At 75.6% G+C, this 16,144-nt stretch carries 18 protein-coding genes; 2 read left to right on the forward strand and 16 right to left on the reverse strand.

Annotated features, from left to right (window positions below; genetic code table 11):
* The 12 genes from AB6N23_RS05020 to AB6N23_RS05075 form a co-directional block, all read right to left on the reverse strand.
* Positions 1-262: hypothetical protein (locus AB6N23_RS05020; protein WP_412864997.1), on the reverse strand; the 262-nt coding region annotated here is incomplete at its 3' end.
* Positions 259-930: a response regulator gene (locus tag AB6N23_RS05025; protein WP_412864998.1), complete on the reverse strand. Its 672-nt coding sequence runs from the start codon at positions 928-930 to the stop codon at positions 259-261. The genes AB6N23_RS05025 and AB6N23_RS05020, both read right to left, overlap by 4 nt.
* Positions 918-2,393, reverse strand: coding sequence for a histidine kinase (locus tag AB6N23_RS05030; RefSeq protein WP_412864999.1), 1,476 nt, complete (start codon positions 2,391-2,393; stop codon positions 918-920). Before AB6N23_RS05030 ends, AB6N23_RS05025 begins: the two co-directional genes overlap by 13 nt.
* 223 nt (positions 2,394-2,616) lie before the next feature.
* Positions 2,617-5,133, reverse strand: coding sequence for a glycoside hydrolase family 48 protein (locus tag AB6N23_RS05035; RefSeq protein ID WP_412865000.1), 2,517 nt, complete (start codon positions 5,131-5,133; stop codon positions 2,617-2,619).
* Positions 5,134-5,475: 342 nt separating this feature from the next.
* Entirely contained in the window at positions 5,476-6,273 is a 798-nt protein-coding gene (locus tag AB6N23_RS05040) for an ABC transporter permease (protein ID WP_412865001.1), read from the reverse strand.
* A gap of 1 nt (position 6,274) precedes the next feature.
* Positions 6,275-7,246 (reverse strand): ABC transporter ATP-binding protein, encoded by a 972-nt coding sequence (locus AB6N23_RS05045; protein WP_412865002.1) that lies wholly within the window; start codon positions 7,244-7,246, stop codon positions 6,275-6,277.
* A gap of 175 nt (positions 7,247-7,421) precedes the next feature.
* Entirely contained in the window at positions 7,422-8,171 is a 750-nt protein-coding gene (locus AB6N23_RS05050) for a hypothetical protein (RefSeq protein ID WP_412865003.1), read from the reverse strand.
* A gap of 52 nt (positions 8,172-8,223) precedes the next feature.
* Positions 8,224-8,970 carry a hypothetical protein gene (locus AB6N23_RS05055; RefSeq protein ID WP_412865004.1) on the reverse strand — a complete coding sequence of 249 codons (747 nt, stop codon included), beginning with the start codon at positions 8,968-8,970 and terminating at the stop codon, positions 8,224-8,226.
* The gene (locus AB6N23_RS05060) at positions 8,967-9,899 is read right to left on the reverse strand and encodes an ABC transporter ATP-binding protein (protein ID WP_412865005.1); all 933 of its coding nucleotides are present in this window, start codon (positions 9,897-9,899) and stop codon (positions 8,967-8,969) included. Before AB6N23_RS05060 ends, AB6N23_RS05055 begins: the two co-directional genes overlap by 4 nt.
* Positions 9,896-10,300 (reverse strand): GntR family transcriptional regulator, encoded by a 405-nt coding sequence (locus AB6N23_RS05065; protein ID WP_378203437.1) that lies wholly within the window; start codon positions 10,298-10,300, stop codon positions 9,896-9,898. The genes AB6N23_RS05060 and AB6N23_RS05065 overlap by 4 nt, the downstream gene beginning before the upstream one ends.
* Positions 10,301-10,530: 230 nt before the next feature.
* The gene (locus AB6N23_RS05070) at positions 10,531-11,370 is read right to left on the reverse strand and encodes a helix-turn-helix transcriptional regulator (protein ID WP_412865006.1); all 840 of its coding nucleotides are present in this window, start codon (positions 11,368-11,370) and stop codon (positions 10,531-10,533) included.
* A gap of 89 nt (positions 11,371-11,459) precedes the next feature.
* Positions 11,460-12,224 carry an SDR family NAD(P)-dependent oxidoreductase gene (locus AB6N23_RS05075; RefSeq protein WP_412865007.1) on the reverse strand — a complete coding sequence of 255 codons (765 nt, stop codon included), beginning with the start codon at positions 12,222-12,224 and terminating at the stop codon, positions 11,460-11,462.
* Between the two features lie 193 nt (positions 12,225-12,417).
* On the opposite strand from AB6N23_RS05075, the gene AB6N23_RS05080 reads away from it, so the two are divergent.
* Entirely contained in the window at positions 12,418-13,323 is a 906-nt protein-coding gene (locus AB6N23_RS05080; RefSeq protein WP_412865008.1) for a hypothetical protein, read from the forward strand.
* Between the two features lie 6 nt (positions 13,324-13,329).
* Here AB6N23_RS05080 and AB6N23_RS05085 read toward each other — a convergent pair whose 3' ends face one another.
* From AB6N23_RS05085 to AB6N23_RS05100, 4 genes are all read right to left on the reverse strand, one after another.
* Positions 13,330-13,470 (reverse strand): hypothetical protein, encoded by a 141-nt coding sequence (locus tag AB6N23_RS05085; protein ID WP_412865009.1) that lies wholly within the window; start codon positions 13,468-13,470, stop codon positions 13,330-13,332.
* A 144-nt stretch (positions 13,471-13,614) separates the two neighbouring features.
* Complete coding sequence (locus tag AB6N23_RS05090) at positions 13,615-14,445, reverse strand: GTP pyrophosphokinase (RefSeq protein ID WP_412865010.1); 831 nt, start codon at positions 14,443-14,445, stop codon at positions 13,615-13,617.
* Between the two features lie 47 nt (positions 14,446-14,492).
* Entirely contained in the window at positions 14,493-14,747 is a 255-nt protein-coding gene (locus AB6N23_RS05095; protein ID WP_412865011.1) for a DUF1905 domain-containing protein, read from the reverse strand.
* 328 nt (positions 14,748-15,075) lie between these two features.
* On the reverse strand, positions 15,076-15,321 hold the full coding sequence (locus AB6N23_RS05100) for a type II toxin-antitoxin system prevent-host-death family antitoxin (RefSeq protein WP_412865012.1): 246 nt from the start codon (positions 15,319-15,321) through the stop codon (positions 15,076-15,078).
* A gap of 172 nt (positions 15,322-15,493) precedes the next feature.
* Here AB6N23_RS05100 and AB6N23_RS05105 point away from each other — a divergent pair, with 172 nt between their 5' ends.
* Positions 15,494-16,141: a maleylpyruvate isomerase family mycothiol-dependent enzyme gene (locus AB6N23_RS05105; RefSeq protein ID WP_412865013.1), complete on the forward strand. Its 648-nt coding sequence runs from the start codon at positions 15,494-15,496 to the stop codon at positions 16,139-16,141.
* Positions 16,142-16,144 lie beyond the last annotated feature (3 nt).

Raw genomic sequence — 16,144 nt, forward strand, 5'->3', positions numbered from 1 at the left:
GTGCGACGCCGGCGGCCGCGGGGGCCGGCCCGTCGGGCGGCGGCGTCGCTCCCCCGTGGCCGGCGGAGGGCCCGGCGGTGGGACCGGCGGCGGCCCCGTCGGTGGCGTCGGCCGCGGGACCGGCGTGGGTCGCCGCGTCGGCGGGTGCGCCGCCGCCCGCGGCGGGGAGCGGCAGGGTCGCGGGCCCGGCGGACGGCAGCGGCTGCGTGGCGGCGTCCGGGGCCGGCACGCCCGGGTCGGTGGGGTCGTGCGGTGCGCTCATCGGGAGGTTCCGTTCGTCGGGCCGTCCTCGAGCCACCGGAGCACCGCGAGGACGCGGCGGTGGTCGTCGGAGTCGGGCGGCAGGTCGAGCTTGGTGAGGATGGACGTCACGTGCTTCTCCACCGCGGGCAGGCCGACGACGAGGCGGTCGGCGATGGCGGAGTTGGACCGGCCCTCCGCCATGAGCGCCATGACCTCGCGCTCGCGGGGCGTCAGGGTGTCGAGCGCGGAGCGGGTGCTGCGGGCCAGGACCTGGGCGACGACCTCGGGGTCGACCACGGTGCCGCCCGCGGCGACGCGGGCCAGCGCGGCGAGGAAGTCGTCCACGTCGGCGACGCGGTCCTTGAGGACGTAGCCGAGGCCGCGCGCGTCGGCGGCGAACAGCTCGCGCGCGTACCGCTGCTCGACGTACTGGGAGAGCACGAGGACCGGCAGCCGCGGGTGCAGGCCGCGCAGGTGCACCGCGGCGCGCAGGCCCTCGTCCGTGTGCGTGGGCGGCATGCGGACGTCCGTGACGACGACGTCGGGCAGGTCCGCCTCCGGGTCGCCGAGCGCGGCGACGAGCTCGTCGGCGGTGCGGTGGCCGGTGACCTGGTGGCCCTCGGCGACGAGCAGGCGCGTCAGCCCCTCGAGCAGGAGGACCGAGTCCTCGGCGATCACGATGCGCACGGCACCTCCACGGTGAGCACGGTGCCGGCCCCGGCGGGGCTGACCAGGTCGAAGGAGCCGTCGAGGGCCTCGACGCGCCGGCGCAGGCCGTCCAGCCCGCTGCCCGGCGTCGCCCGGGCGCCACCACGGCCGTCGTCGCTGACGCGCACCCGCAGGCGGGCGCCGGCGCCGGCGCCGACGACGTCCGCCCGCACCGCGGCGGACGCGGCACCGGCGTGCTTGGCGACGTTCGTCAGCGCCTCCGCCACCACGAAGTACGCCGCGGCCTGCGCGGACGAGCTCGCCGGGGCGCCGTGCCCGAGCCCGGCGGCGTCGACGCGGACCGGCACGGGGCTGCGGGCCGCCAGCGCCGACAGCGCCGCGTCGAGCCCGCGGTCGGTGAGGACGGCCGGGTGCACGCCGCGCACGAGGTCCCGCAGCTCGGCGAGGACCTCCTTGACCTCGGCGTGCGCCGTGTCCAGCGCCCGCGCCGCCGCCTCCGGGTCCCCGGCGACCGCACGGCGGGCGACGCCGAGCTCCACGCCGAGGGCCACCAGCCGCTGCTGCGCGCCGTCGTGCAGGTCGCGCTCGATGCGGCGGCGCTCGGCGTCGGCGGCCTCGACGGCGGCCGTGCGCGTCTCGCGCAGCCGGACGGCGCGGACCTCGGCGTCCTCGGCGCGCTGCTCCGCGGCCCGGGCCGCCTGCTCCGCCTCGGCGCGCGACCGGCCGCCGAGCAGCGCACGGCTCAGCCGCAGCTGCAGGAGCGTCGCGGCCTGCGCGACGAACGCGCCGCCCCACAGGCCGACGGGCAGCACGAGCACGGCCCAGCCCCACGGGTCGATCTGCAGCGCGGCGCGGGCGGCCGGCACGACGAGCTCGACGCCCGCGACGAGGCCGACGGCCGCGAGCCCCACCGCGACGACGGTGGCGACCCAGGTGAGCAGCGCCGCGAGCGCGCTGTGCACGACGGCTGCCCACGCCCGCCCGTCGAGGAGCAGCAGCCACCAGCCGCGGAACCCCGGGCGGCGCACGACCCGGCCCGGGGCGGGGACGTCCGCGCCGAGCTGCGCGCGCAGCCGGGCGCGCTCGGCACGTCCGTACGCGCGGGCCAGGGCCAGCAGCGCGAGCAGCACGGGCAGCCCCACCACGAGCAGCACGAGCGAGAGCCCCACCGCGACGCCCGTGAGCAGCACGGTCGCGACGGTGACCGTCCAGAACGCCGCCACGACGAGCTGTCCGAGCGCCCGCCACGTCGCGGCGGAGACGGGAGCGAGCGCCAGGGCGCGGCCGCCCGCGAACGCGGGAGCCACGAGCCGGACGTCGTCGAGCAGCGGGACGACGTCCGCACGGCCCGTCGGTCCGGCAAGAGGACCGGCGGCGGGGCCGGCGGCGGGCGCGGCGGCCGGTGCGGTGTCGCGGCCCGGGACCCACGCGGGGAATCCCGGGGCGGCCGCCGCGGCGGGCGGTGCGGGTGACTCGGTCATGACGACGAACGTAGGGCCCGGGCGGTGCCGGGCACACCGGTGCCGGCCCCCGTCCGCGGGGTGGGGTCTGCCCTACCCCGGCGCCTCCGGGCCCCGCTCCCGGGCACGGCCGGGGCACGACGGAGGGCCGGCCCCGGGTGTCCCGGGACCGGCCCCCTCACCGCCACGCATGGGGTCGTGGCGGGGTCCGTCGGTCGTGCGTGGTGCCGTCAGGCGCCGGAGGTCACGACACGGTGCAGGTCGCGCCGTTCAGCGTGAACGCCGTCGGCTTCGTGTTCTGGCCCGTGTGCGAGCCGTTGTAGCCGACCTCCACCGACGCGCCCGCCGCGAGCGTGCCGTTCCAGGCCGCGTTCGTGACGCTCACCGTCTGGCCGGACTGCGCCCACTGGGCGCTCCAGCCCTGCTGGACCCGCTGCCCGGACGGGTGGTCGAACCGGAGCGTCCACCCGCTGAGGGCCGACGTGCCGGTGTTGGTGATGCGGACCGAGGCCGTGAAGCCCGTGTTCCAGCCGTTGCTGGTGTAGCGGACGGCGCAGGTGCCGGTCGGGTTCTGCGTCGGGGTCGGCGTGACCGTGGGGGTCGGCGTCACCGTCGGCGTCGGGGTGACCGTCGGGGTCGGCGTGACCGTCGGCGTCACCGTGGGCGTGGGCGTCGGGGTCGGCGTCGTGCCGCCCTCGAACAGGCGCGCGTAGTCGGACAGCGCGCCGGCGATGGCCGTCTGCGACCAGAAGCGGTGGTACGTGAACGTGGGGTTCACGCCCGTGCGCAGCGCGGTCTCGATCTTCGACCACTGCGGGTCCTGCTTGTAGAAGGACCGGATGTCGAGGAAGGAGACGCCCGGCTTGATGACGTCGCCGTTGGGCATGGTGCCCGAGAACGACGGCGGCACGTACACGCCGTTGCCGCCGGCCACGTAGGTGTCGTCGAAGCGCTGGTAGTCCCCGCGCGTCTCGGGCGCCGCGACGCCGAGGGCGTCCTGGTTGTTCGCCCAGATGGCGTCGAGGAGCGCCTTGGCCTTGTCGCGCGACGCGGTGTCGCCCGAGCGGGCGGCGTAGAAGAGGAGCGCGCGGGCGGTGTCGCCGGCGACGCCGACGTCCTGGCCGGAGCTCTTCAGCGTGACGGTGAGACCGGCGTTGGACCCGGGGTTCGCCGCGTTCCACGTGTCGGGCTTGCCCGACCACGTGAGCTCGCTCGGCACGGACCAGTCGGCGCCGTCCACCTTGATGTTGGCGACGACCCACGGGACCCACTTGTCGAGGACCCGCTTGGCCTTGGCGTTGCCGGTCTCGTAGTACAGCTCGGCGACGCGCTGCACGCCCCAGGCCTGCATGCCGAACCACTGGTTCGACGGCGGGTCGTGGTAGACGGGCGCCTCGGTGTAGCCCATGCCGTAGAACGTCGGGGTGCCGGCCGGGGGCTGCGCGTAGGCACCGTCCCAGCTGTTCGTGGCACCGCCGGCGATCGGGCCGTTGGACGACTGCAGCCAGGTGTAGAACTCGAGCTGGCGGTCCATCGCCTTGGTCCAGTCGTCCTTCGCCGTGGGCGACCGGGGGGTCAGCTTCGGGTCGTTGGACAGCGCCCACGCCGCGAACGGGTTCTGGTAGCCGAAGTGCGCGTGCGAGGAGCTGATGCGCCACGCCCAGCCGGCCGACGCGTCCTGCGCGCCGCCCCACGCCATGTACCAGGACAGCAGGTAGTGCGCGCTGTTCCGGCCGGAGCCCGCGGGGCACGACGGCGACGTGCAGCCGATCTGCTTGAAGTACTTGTCGAACAGCGTGTACCGCAGGTAGTCGCCGAGCTTGGCGGCCTTCGCGACCGTCCCGGCGACCTCCGCCGCCTTGCCCTGCTCGGTCGCCCACTTGTTGGCCCAGTAGACGGCCTCGACGGCGCGCGCGTCGGCGTCGGACGCCGACGTGTACTTCCACTGCTTCGCGTACTGCGCGTCGCCGGTGAAGATGTCGAGGAAGCCGTTCCGCCCGCCGAACGTGAAGTCGTCGCAGGTCGGCTGCGGGATCGTCTCCCAGACCGACTCCTGCGGGCCGCGCTGGAACGTGTTGATGAGCGAGACGCCCTCGTGCGACGGGCCGAGCTGGCAGCCCGCGCCGGGCGCGTTGCCGAACCCGTAGACGTTGTCCACGTCCGCGAGCCAGTGCATCTGGTAGATGTCCGACGTGCCGTAGGTCGACTTCAGCTCGTTCGCGATCGGGTCGACGCCGACGGTGCCGCTCGTGTTGAGCTGCGACGGGTACTGGCTCGGGTGGTTGTACTCCGCGGCGTACGTCGCGGGCTTGCTCGGGTCGTAGAACGAGGTGGTCGGCTGGTCGGCCGACTGCGGGATCATGTACCTCTCCATGGTGTTCCACGCCGTGTTCAGCGGGGCCCACTCACCCGTGTGCTGGCCGTACAGCGCCTCGAGCCAGAGCCAGTAGCTGTAGGCCTCGGACGTCGTCATGTGACCGTGGTCCGGCGCCTCGACCATGAGGGTCTCGACCGCGTGGTACGGGATGCCCTGCGGGCTGAAGTACCCGTTGGCCGGGTCCTTGATCTTCTCGTACTGCTCGAGGAACCGCTTCGCGTACTCGGAGTCGGCCGGCGCGGCGGCCGCGGCGACGGGGGCGGCCGGCGCGGCCGGGCCCGACAGGGCGATCGCGGACTGAGCACCCGCGATGCCCACGAGCGACGTGGCGGTCAGGACGGCCCAGGCCGCTCTGACGGCACGCCGTCGGGTGGATGAGGACATCGTTTCCGTACCTTTCTCGGCGTCCGGGGTGCGCGCGTCGGTGCGGGGTCCCCGGTGTCCCGGCGCGCGCGGGTGCGCGGGCCGGTGCGGTGCACGAAGGAACGGACCGTCGGGGCGGGCGCCTCGGTGCACCCGGGTCCGGCGGTCTGGACGCGGCTCACTCTCGTGAGGTGCGGCACGGGCGGCTAGGTCGCTAAACGATTCGCGGGACGAACTGGTGGGAGCGCGCCCACCCGCACGGCGACGGGCCGGGCCGTCCGACGCCGTCCCTCTGACGGCGTGGTGCGGCCCGGCCCGTGCCGGTCGGGGTGCCGGCGGCGTCGCGCCGCCGGCGGGGAGGGGTCAGGACCAGCGGAACAGCTTCGCGGCGACGGGCGTGGCGAGGAGCGTCCAGCCGGCGAGCACGAGCACCTGCGTGGTCGGGAAGGGCTGGCCCACCCAGACCGCCGTCATCGCCTGCGACGCCGCCCCGAGCGGGAGGTAGGTCGCGATCTGCTGCACGACCTCCGGCATGACCGGCATCGGCAGCCAGACGCCGGCGAAGAACAGGGACCCGAAGTAGAGGATCATCCCCCACCCGTTCGCGGCCGCCGCGGTCGGCGCGAGCGCCGCGACGAGCGCCCCCATGGCGAACACCGCGACGACCGCGAGGACGAACACGCCGAGCAGCAGCAGGGGCTGCGTCGGGGCGGCGATGTCGAGGACCACGAGCCCGGCGGTGACGGCGAGGGCCGCCGCGAGGAGCAGCGCACCGAGGTTGACCAGCACCTGCGCGACCAGCAGCCGGCCCGGGCCGACCGGCGTGGTCGACAGCCGCCGCAGCACGCCGCGCTGCCGGTACGTCGCGACCGTCGCGGGGAACGTCGAGAGCGCGACGGTGGCGATCGCCAGGCTGAGCACGATCGGTGTGTACCCGGTGATGGCGGTGATGCGCGCCAGCAGCGGGTCCGACGTGTCGTACGGCTCGTCGGCCCACGGCATCGCCACGCCGAGGACGACGAGCAGGAGCGCCGGGAAGACGACCGAGAAGAACGCGACCGAGGGGTCGCGCAGCATCATGCGGGCCTCCGTCGCGGTCATGCGGGCGAGGGCGCGTCCGCGCGGGGCCGTGGTGGTACGGGGAGTGGTCGTGGTGGTCATGTCACACCTCCGAGGTGGACGCGGGGACGGTGGCACGGGCGTCGGCGGGGGTCTCGGACCCGTCGCCGGTGAGCGACACGAACGCGTCCTCGAGGGACGCGCGGTCGAGGCGGACGTCGGACGTGCGCACGCCGTGCCGGTCGAGGGCGACCAGCACGTCCTGCACGAGCGTCCCGCCGCCGCGGACGACGAGCGTGCGGTCGGTGACGGACGCCTCCCGCACCCCCGGCACGCCCGCGAGCGCGCCGAGCAGGACGTCGTCGCCGACGCCGCCGTCGGGGCGCACGCGCAGCACCTGCTCGCCGTGCGCGAGCGCGACGATCTCCTCCGGCGTGCCCACCGCGCTGACCCGCCCGGACGCGATGAGGGCGATGCGGTCGCAGAGGCGCTCCGCCTCCTCCATGAGGTGCGTGACCAGCACGATCGTCACGCCGGAGTCGCGGATCGCCTCGACGACGGCCCAGGTCTCGCGCCGCGCGTGCGGGTCGAGACCCGTGGTCAGCTCGTCGAGGATCGCGAGCTGCGGCCGCCCGACGAGCGCGAGCGCGACCGACAGCCGCTGCTTCTGCCCGCCCGACAGGTCCTTGAACGCCGTCTGCGCCTTCGCGGTCAGCCCGAGCAGGTCGAGCAGGTCCGCGGGGTCGGCCGGGTCCGCGTAGAAGGACGCGTACAGGTCGAGGGCCTCGCGCACGCGCAGCCGGTCCGGCAGCGCGCTCTCCTGCAGCTGCAGGCCGACGCGCTCGTGCAGCGCGACGGCGTCGCGCGTCGGGTCGAGGCCGAGGACGCGGACGGTGCCCGCGTCGGGCCGGCGCAGACCCGCGATCATCTCGACGGTCGTGGTCTTGCCGGCGCCGTTGCGCCCGAGGACGCCGTAGATCTCGCCGCGCTCGACGGTGAGGCTGACGTCCGCGACGGCGACGGTGCTGCCGTAGGTCTTGCGCAGGTGGTCCGCCTGGATGACGGGGGTGCTCATGGTGCCCTCCGGTGTGCTGGATGGGTGCGGTGCGGGCGGTGCGGTGCGGGCGGTGCGAGGGTGCGGGGTGCCGCGGGGCCGGCGTGGGGCCGGTCCCGTGGGGACGGGGTGCGAGCGGTGCGGGAGGTACGGCGTACGGAGTGGGGCGCGGGCGCCGCCCGGTGCGGAGCCGGGCTCAGCCGGTGGTGCGCAGCGGGAGCGAGCGGGTGACCGCCGCGTGCGCGGCGGTCGCGACTGCCGTGAGGACCAGGGCGCCGAGCACGTGCACGGCGGTGGCGGCGCCGGCGCCGAGCGGCTCGGCGAGGGTGACCGGGCCGACCTGCCCGGCCGACAGCGAGAGGAGGGCGGCGAGCGGGAGGAACGTCAGCGGCAGCGCGAGGGTGCCCCACCAGCCACCGAGGCGCTGGTAGGCCGACCCGACGAGCAGCCCCGTGACGCTCGCGACGACGTGCATCGGCACGTACTCGGCGAGGAGCGCCGCGGCCGAGTCGTGCGGTCCGGGCAGCAGGGCGTCGGTGACGGTGGTGTCCCAGCCGAGGGCGTCGTGCACGACCCCCTCGAGCAGCACGAGCACGGTCAGAACGACCCCGTACAGGACCCCGACGCCGACGGCGGTGACGGCGCTCGACCGGACGAAGACACGGCGCGTCATGCCGGCGGCGACGTGCACCCGCAGGTACACGGCCACGAGCACGATCGACTGGGCGAACAGGACCCAGATGCCGCCCTGCCGGGCGAGCCCGACCACGGTCGTCACGACGTCGTCCCGCACCGCGGCGAGGACCACCGTAGCGACCACGGCGCCGACGACGGCGATCGCCCAGAACCACAGGGTCAGCGGTGCCACCAGGCGCAGCTGCACGCGCAGCGCGTGCCGCAGCGGCGAGGGCCGGGTCACGGGCCGGGTGGCGGTGGCGGTGGTCATCGGGTCCTCCGGTGTCTCGGGGCCGGCGCGGTGCGGCGATCGGGCCGCGTGGTCAGCGCGGGGTGCGGACGGGCGTGGAGCGGACGAGCGCGACGTAGACGGCCGCCGTGACGAGTGCGAGGACGGCGCCGGTGAGCAGCGGCGCGCCGCCCGCGACGTCGACGAGCCCGTCGAGCGGGACGGGGCCGAACCACTCGCCGGCGAGGGCGAGGGTCGCGACGATCGGCAGGACCGTGAGCGGGAGCGTCACGGTGCCCCACCAGCCGCCGAAGCGGTGGAAGACGACCCCGACCAGCAGGCCGCAGAGGTTCGCGAGGACGAGCGCGGGCGCGAGCTCGGCGACCATGGCCGGGAAGTCCCGGCCGGTCAGCTCGAAGCCCTGCTCGAGGATCTCCGCGTCCCAGCCGACCGCGGCGTGCAGCGCGCGCTCGACCACCAGCAGCGCGGACAGGACGAGCGTGTAGCCGAGGCCCGTCGACACCGCCGCGACCAGGGACGCGCGGACGAAGGTGCGGCGCGTCATGCCGGCCGCGACGTGCGCCCGCAGCAGCCCCGCGATGAGCAGGATCGCCTGCGAGAACGGGAACCAGATGGCGGACTGGCGCGCGTAGGCGACGATCGACACGTCGACGGTGCCGTTGACGCGCCAGACGACGAGCGTCGCGACGAGCAGCACGACCAGCGCGATCGCCCAGTACCAGCCGGCCAGGTACACGGCGACGCCGAGCTGGCGGTGCAGCGCGTGCGCGAGCGGCGACGGGCGGCGGACGGCCGGCGCGGTGACGGTGGTGGCGCTCACGGCAGGACCTCGCTCCCGGTGCCGGCCGTCACGGCGCCGTCGCGGCGGCGGGGGTCGGTCAGGTGGACGAACAGGTCCTGCAGGGGGACGGGTCCCAGCTCGAGCCCCGTGGCGCGCGCCTGCGCGACGTCGGTGTCGGTGAGGACGCCCCGCACGGTGACCTGCGCGGTGCGGCCGAGCCGCTGGGTGCCGAGCACCGTGCGGCCGGCGACGAACGCGTCGACCGCGTCCTGCGGTCCGGTGACGGAGACGCCCTCCGCGCGCAGCGAGTCGGCGTCCTGCGTGATCAGCACCCGGCCGCGGTCGAGCACGACGACGTCCTCGATCAGCCGCTCGATCTCCTCGATGAGGTGGCTCGACAGCACGATCGTGCGCGGGTGCGCGAGGTAGTCGGCGAGCAGCGTGTCGTAGAACGCGTACCGGCTCGGGGCGTCGAGCCCGAGGTGGACCTCGTCGAGGACCGTCAGCGGTGCGCGGCTCGCCAGTCCGATCGTGATGCCGAACGCCGACTTCTTCCCCCGCGACAGCCTGCTCGGCTTGCTCTTCGGGTCCAGCTCGAACAGCTCCATGAGCTCGGCCGCGAACGCGCGGTCGAAGGTCGGGCGGGCGCCCGCGAAGAAGTCGAGGTTGTCGCGCAGCCGGTCCTCGTCGAGGACGTCGCCGGACTCGCGGACGAGGCAGACGCCGGGCGCGGTGCGCTCGTTCTCCCACGGGTCCTCGCCGTCGACGAGCACCTGGCCGGACGTCGGCCGGCGGAACGCGGCGACGAGCGCGCCGAGCGTCGTCTTGCCCGAGCCGTTGCGGCCGAGCAGCCCGGTGATGGTGCCGGGGCGGATCTCCAGGTCGACGCCGTCGAGCGCGACCGTGTCGCCGAAGCGCTGGGTGACCCCGCGCAGCGTGACGCCGTAGCCGGGGCTGGTGGCGGTCATCGTGCGGCCTCCGTGTCGGTGGTCGTGGTGGTGGTGGCGTCGAGGTGGGCCGCGCGCTCGCGCAGGCGGGCCACGACCTCCTCGACGGGGATGCCGAGCACCCGTGCCGCGTCGGCGACCGGGTCCACGGTGTCGGTGAAGAACGTCTCGCGGCTCTCGGCGAGGAGGCGCTCGCGGGCACCCGGGGCGACGAACATGCCGACGCCCCGGCGCTTGTAGAGGACACCCTCGTCGACGAGCTGGTTGAAGGCCTTGGCGGCCGTCGCCGGGTTGATCCGGAACGTCGTGGCGTACTGCGTGGTGGACATGACCTGCTCCTCGGCCGCGAGGTCGCCCGAGAGGACGTCCTGGCGGATCTGGTCGGCGATCTGCAGGTACACGGGGTCACGGCCGTCGAACACGGCGTCCCTCCGTTCCTGTTCTGTGGTTCGTTACATGACTAATGAACCACTGAACCGACGCGAGCACAACCCCTTCCACGGACGGACCTGCGCGCGACGCCGAGTGCTGCACGTCGCACCGAGTGCGGGTGGTGCACGTGCCGCACTCGGTGGGAGGTACCGCGCTCGGCGTGGGGGGACGCGGGCGGGTGTCCGGCCGGCGGTGTCGCCGGGCGGGCCGGTGACGGGGGTCAGGCGTCGACCGGGTGGCGGCCGAGCGTCGTGAGGAGGCGGAGCTTGTCGTCGTCCGGGGTGCCGGGGACGGCGGTGAGGACGAGGAGCACCTGGGACTGCTCGGCGTCGAGCAGCTTCTGGCACTCGAGCGTGAGCTCGCCGACCTCGGGGTGCACGAGGCACTTGGTCGGCCCGTGGACGAGCCCGACCTCGTGGTCGGCCCACACGCGCGCGAACTCCTCGCCGGACGCGAGCAGCGCGGTGACGGCCTGCTCGGCGCGCGAGCCGGCGCCCTGCCGGGCCAGGGCGGTGCGGAGCTCGGCGACGAACACGCGTCCGCGCAGGGCGTGGTCGCGCTCGGGGTAGATCCGCCGGGACGCCGGGTCCGTGAACCACCGGTACGCGGCGACGCGGTCGAGGCCCGTCAGGCGCGACGCGTCGCCGAACAGCGCGACGGCGGCGTCGTTCTGCACGAGCGTCTCCCCGAGGTCCGTCATGACCTGGGCCGGGGTGTCGTGCAGGCGGTCGAGCACGCGCATGAGCCCGGGCGCGACGTGCTCGGAGCGGCCCACGCGCTCGGGCGCGTGGTGCCCCGCGAGCCGGAACAGGTGGTCCCGCTCGGCGAGGGTCAGGCGCAGCCCGCGGGCGACCGCCGTGAGCATCTGGTCGGACGGCTGCGGCCCGCGGCCCTGCTCGAGGCGCGACCAGTAGTCGACGGACATGTCGCAGAGGAGCGCGACCTCCTCGCGCCGCAGCCCCGGGGCGCGCCGGCGGGCGCCGCGCGGCAGGCCGACGTCCTCGGGCTGGAGCGCCTCGCGACGGGTCCGCAGGAAGTCGGCGAGCTGGGTGCGGTCCACGCCCGCAGTCTTCGCCCCGGCGGGCCGGCGGGCAAGGACGCCCGCGCGCGGCCGGACCGGCAGCGCACGGGCGTCGTCGTCGCCGGACGTCACAGGCGCGTGCCGCCCGACGCCTCGAGGCGCTGGCCGGTCACCCACGCGAGCGCGGGCGACGCGACGGCCGCGACCACGGGACCGATGTCCTCCGCCTCGCCGACCCGCCCGAGCGCGGCCTGCGCGCCGAGCGCGGTGCGCGTCTCCGCGGAGTCCCGCACGCGGCCGCCGCCGAAGTCCGTCGCCACCGGGCCGGGGGCCACCACGTTGACCGTGATGCCGCGCTCCCCGAGCTCGAGCGCCCACCAGCGCGTCAGCGCCTCGACCGCCGCCTTCATCGCCCCGTACGCCGACAGGCCGCCGGGCGAGACGAACCGCGCCAGCCCGCTCGACAGGTTGACGACCCGGCCGCCGTCGGCGAGCAGCGGCGCGAGGCCCTGCGTGAGGAGGAAGACGCCGCGCACGTGCACGTCGAACAGGCTCTGCAGGTGCTCCGCCGTGGTGCCGCCGAGGGGCGTCGGCACCGCGTGCCCGGCGTTGTTCACGAGCACGTCGAACCGGTCGCGGCCCCAGGTGGCGGTGAGCGCGTCGGCCAGCCGGTCGGGGAACCCGGTGACGTCCGCGACGTCGCCCGTGTCGAGGCGCAGCGCCACGGCGCGCCGGCCCGCCGCCTGCGCCTCGGCGACCACCTCGGCGGCCTCGTCCTCGTGCTGCCGGTACGTGAGGACGACGTCGAGGCCGTCCGCCGCGAGCGCGCGCACGGTCACGCGGCCGAGGCCGCGGTTGCCGCCGGTGACCAGGGCGATGCGGGTGTCCGTCATGGGTCCTCCTCGTCGGGGCCGCCGCCCGGTGCGGGCGGCGGCGTCGGGACGAGCCTGCGTGCCGACCGTGGTGCGCGGAAGGCCGCGCCGGTCCGGGGACCGGGGGTCCCACCCTCGCGCTCGGCGGCGGGCTGGCAGGATCGGCGCCCGACGGCCCCACCGGCCGTCCCCGGGACGCACGGAGGGAGCCGCCATGGCGACGTGGGGCGAGCGCACGACGCACGAGCTCCTGCAGCGCGGCGACACCGAGCTGCGCCGCCTCCGGGTGCCGCTCGGCACGGTGCCGGAGGTGTGGGCGTTCGTCCGCGACGGCCGGCGCCCCGCCGGCCGGGGCTTCCTCTGGTTCGTCACCGTGACGAACGTGCTGCTCGGCGCGGCGCTGGCGGCCGGGTCGGCGTGGGCGCTGGCGGAGGCCGACGGGACCGGGTGGGCCGCGGGCGTCGCGATCGGCCTGGCGTGGGTCGCCGTCGGCGTCGGTGTCGGCGTGCTGCACCTCCGGCGGCCGGGGCCCGCCGACGGCGCACGGGTCGACGTGGCGACGGTGGAGGGCCGGCCGGCGGTGGTGCTGCCCCCCGCCGGGACCGTCCCGTGGGTGCAGGCGTCCGGGACGACCGCGGTCGCCGCCGCGCTCGTGACGGGGGCCGTGGCGGCGCACGGGTCGGGCGGCGCCGTGCTGCTGTGGCTGGCGGCGCTGCCGGTGCTGGTCTGCGTGCCCGACCTGTGGCTGCGCGCGCGGCACGGCGGCCGGCTCGTGCTCAGCCGCGAGGGCCTGCACCTGCACGCCGGGGACGGCGCCGGCACGCTGGCGTGGGACGACGTCGCGGGCGTGCGGCTGGTGGACACGGGCCGCTACGTCGACCTCGTGGTGGAGGCCCGCCCGGACGCACCGTCGTGGCGCTGGCACCGACGCCGTGGCGTGCTGCCGCGGACGCCGCGCCGGCCGGGGCTGGCCGTGCCGCTGCCGCTGCTCGACGTGCGACCGTCCGTCCTCGTCCGCTCGCTGGAGCACTGGGCGCGCCACCCCGGCACGCGCACGGAGCTGGAGGACGACCGCGGCCGGTACCGGCTGGCCGAGGGCACACCGTCCCTGCCCTGGTGAGCGCGTCTACTCCAGGAGCCGGAGCAGCAGCCGCAGGGGCGCGGTGAGCAGCCGCAGCAGCAGGACGCCCGCCTCGATGCCGTCGGCCGACTCGACGACCCCGCCGAGGAACCGGCGGACGCGACCCCGCCGGCGTGGTCGGTGCATGCGCATGTCGCTCCTCCTCCGTCCGCCGGTGCGGACGCCACCCTAGGGTCCGGGGCGGCGACCGGGTGCGGCGAGGAAGGCCGGCCACGTCCGACCGCTCGGGCACGGATCCGCCGACGTCCCGTCGGCGCCGGCGTGCGCCGGTCAGGGGGTCGACAGGCTCCGCAGCTCGTCGCGCAGCCGGCCCATCCGCTGGTCCAGGTCGGCCGCGACGCGGGCCGCGTCCTCGAGCTCCCCCAGCAGGTGCGGCGGTACCTCGCGGTCGTACTTGTAGTACAGCTGGTGCTCGATGCTCGCCCAGAAGTCCATGGCGATCGTCCGCACCTGCAGCTCGACGTACACGTGCTCCGTGCGGTCCGACAGGAACACGGGCACGCGCACGATGACGTGCAGCGAGCGGTACCCGTTCGGCTTCGGGTGCGCGATGTAGTCCTTCACCTCGACGACGTCGACGTCGGGCTGGCGCGAAAGCATCCGCACCACCCAGTACGCGTCGGAGACGAAGCTCGTCGTGATCCGCACGCCCGCCACGTCGCGGATGCGCTCGCGGATCGCCGGCAGCGTCGGCTCGCACGCCGTGCGGAGCACCTTCTGCACGAGCGAGTCCATCGACTTCAGCCGGGAGCGCACGTGCTCGATGGGGCTGTGGTCGTGCGTCTGCTCGAACTCCTCGCGCAGGATGTTGACCTTCGTCAGCACCTCGTCGATGCCGAACTGGTAGGTCATGAGGAAGCGCGTGAGCTCGCGCTGGAGCGCGCGGATGCGCCGCGGGAGCTCGTCCGGGTCGGCGTCGGGGCGCAGCAGGCGGCCGGTGCGCACGTGCACGAGCTCGGTCAGGACGCGGGTCTGGGCACCGGTGTCGGCACGACCGTCGCGCACGTGCCCGTCGACGCGGCCGGGCGCGTGCCCGTCCACGCGGCCGGGCGGGTGCCCGTCGACGCGGGCATCCGGGGCGGCCGTCGGGTCCTGGTCCACGTCGGGTCGAACGACTGCGGACGTGCCCGTGTTCCGGGGTCCCGCGCTCACGCGTCCGCGAGCGCGATCGACACGGTGACCTCGTCGCCCGCCGCGAGGCCGCTCTCCTTGCGGCGGTCGCTGCTGAACGGCAGGAGCCGGCGGCCGTCGCGGGTGCCGACCGTCGTCGTGAACGTGTAGCCGCCGACCGTCGCGGTCACCCTCGGCCGTCCGCCGCCGCCGAGGGCCGTCATGACGTCGTCGGGGACCGGGATACCGGTCGTCGTGCCGCCCGTGGCGAGGATCGTGGTCCGGTACTCCATGGCGCGAGTGTGGTCCCGGGCGGCGGGGCGACGCCAGTACCTCTCACGCCGGCCGCCGACGGGAGGCGTGAGGCGTCACTGCCGCCAGGTGCCGGCAGGACGCGGTCGGCGAACTCGGTCAGGACGCGGGTCGCGAACCACGTCCGCAGTGACGACGCCTGCACCGGGTCGCGTCGCTCGACCGACCGGATGCCGAGCTCGATCTCGTACACGGTCATGACCGACAGGAAGAGCGACTCGGGGTCCTGGCCGTCGACCCACGCGACGCCCCGCGGGTCGGGAGCACGTCGGCGCAGCTCGGAGAGGACGTTCGTGTCGAGCAGGTGGCTCACAGGTCCACCGGGCGGACGTCGAACGCCACGCGGCCCGGCTCGAGTTCGACGTCGTCGTCCATGCGGAGGGCCTCGGACAAGGACGGACGCGCAGCGCGGCGCGTCATGCGCTGGGAGTCGGCGTACGTGAGCAGCACGTGCGAGGGCTCACCGCGGTCGGTGATCACGACCGGCCCGTCCTTGGCCGCGCGCTTGGCGGCGGAGACGTCGTGGTTGAACTCGCGAGACGTGACGTGGGGCATCGCGGCCTCCTTGCAGGTACATACCTGAGTCAACCCCGCGCCGGTTGTCGGCGGAAGAGCCTCCCGGGGGCACCGCGAGCGATCGGCTGCCGGAGGTGCAGCGACGCGCCCGCCGGCGGGCCGCCTCCCCGTAGGGTGCGTGCACGTCCGTCCTCTCGCCCCTGGAGGTGCCGTGCCCGGCCGTGCCGACCGTGCCGTCCTGTCCGCCGCCGTCCGTGCCGAGCGTGCGGCCCTCGCCGCCGACCTCGCCGGCCTCGACGACGCCGCCTGGGCCACGCCGTCGCTGTGCGGGCGCTGGACGGTCGAGGACGTCGTCGCGCACCTCACGGCGGCGGCGCACATGACGCCGATGCGGTGGCTGGCGAGCATCGTGGGCGCCCGCTTCGACGCGGACGTGCACAACGCGCGCCGGCTCGCGGAGCACCGCGGGGCGACGCCCGCCGAGACCCTCGCGAACTTCCGCGCGGCGGTCGACCGCACGACCGCCCCCTCCGGCGACACGGCCGCGTGGCTCGGCGAGGTCGTCGTGCACGCGCAGGACGTGCGGCGCCCGCTCGGGATCGCGACGACGCCGTCGCTGGAGGCCGTGACCGCGGTCGCGGAGTTCTACGTCCGGCGCGACTTCGCCGTGCACAGCGCGAGCGCGGCCCGCGGGCTGCACCTGGTGGCGACGGACGGGCCGTTCGCCGCCGGCGAGGGACCGGAGGTGCGCGGGACGACGCTCGCCCTGGTCATGGCGACGGCGGGACGGACGGCGTACCTCGACGACCTCGCGGGGCCGGGCGTCGCGACCCTGCGGGACCGCGTCGCGTCCGCCTGACGC

It is taken from the genome of Cellulomonas pasadenensis (genome assembly GCF_047229365.1).
Classification (GTDB): Bacteria; Actinomycetota; Actinomycetes; order Actinomycetales; family Cellulomonadaceae; genus Cellulomonas.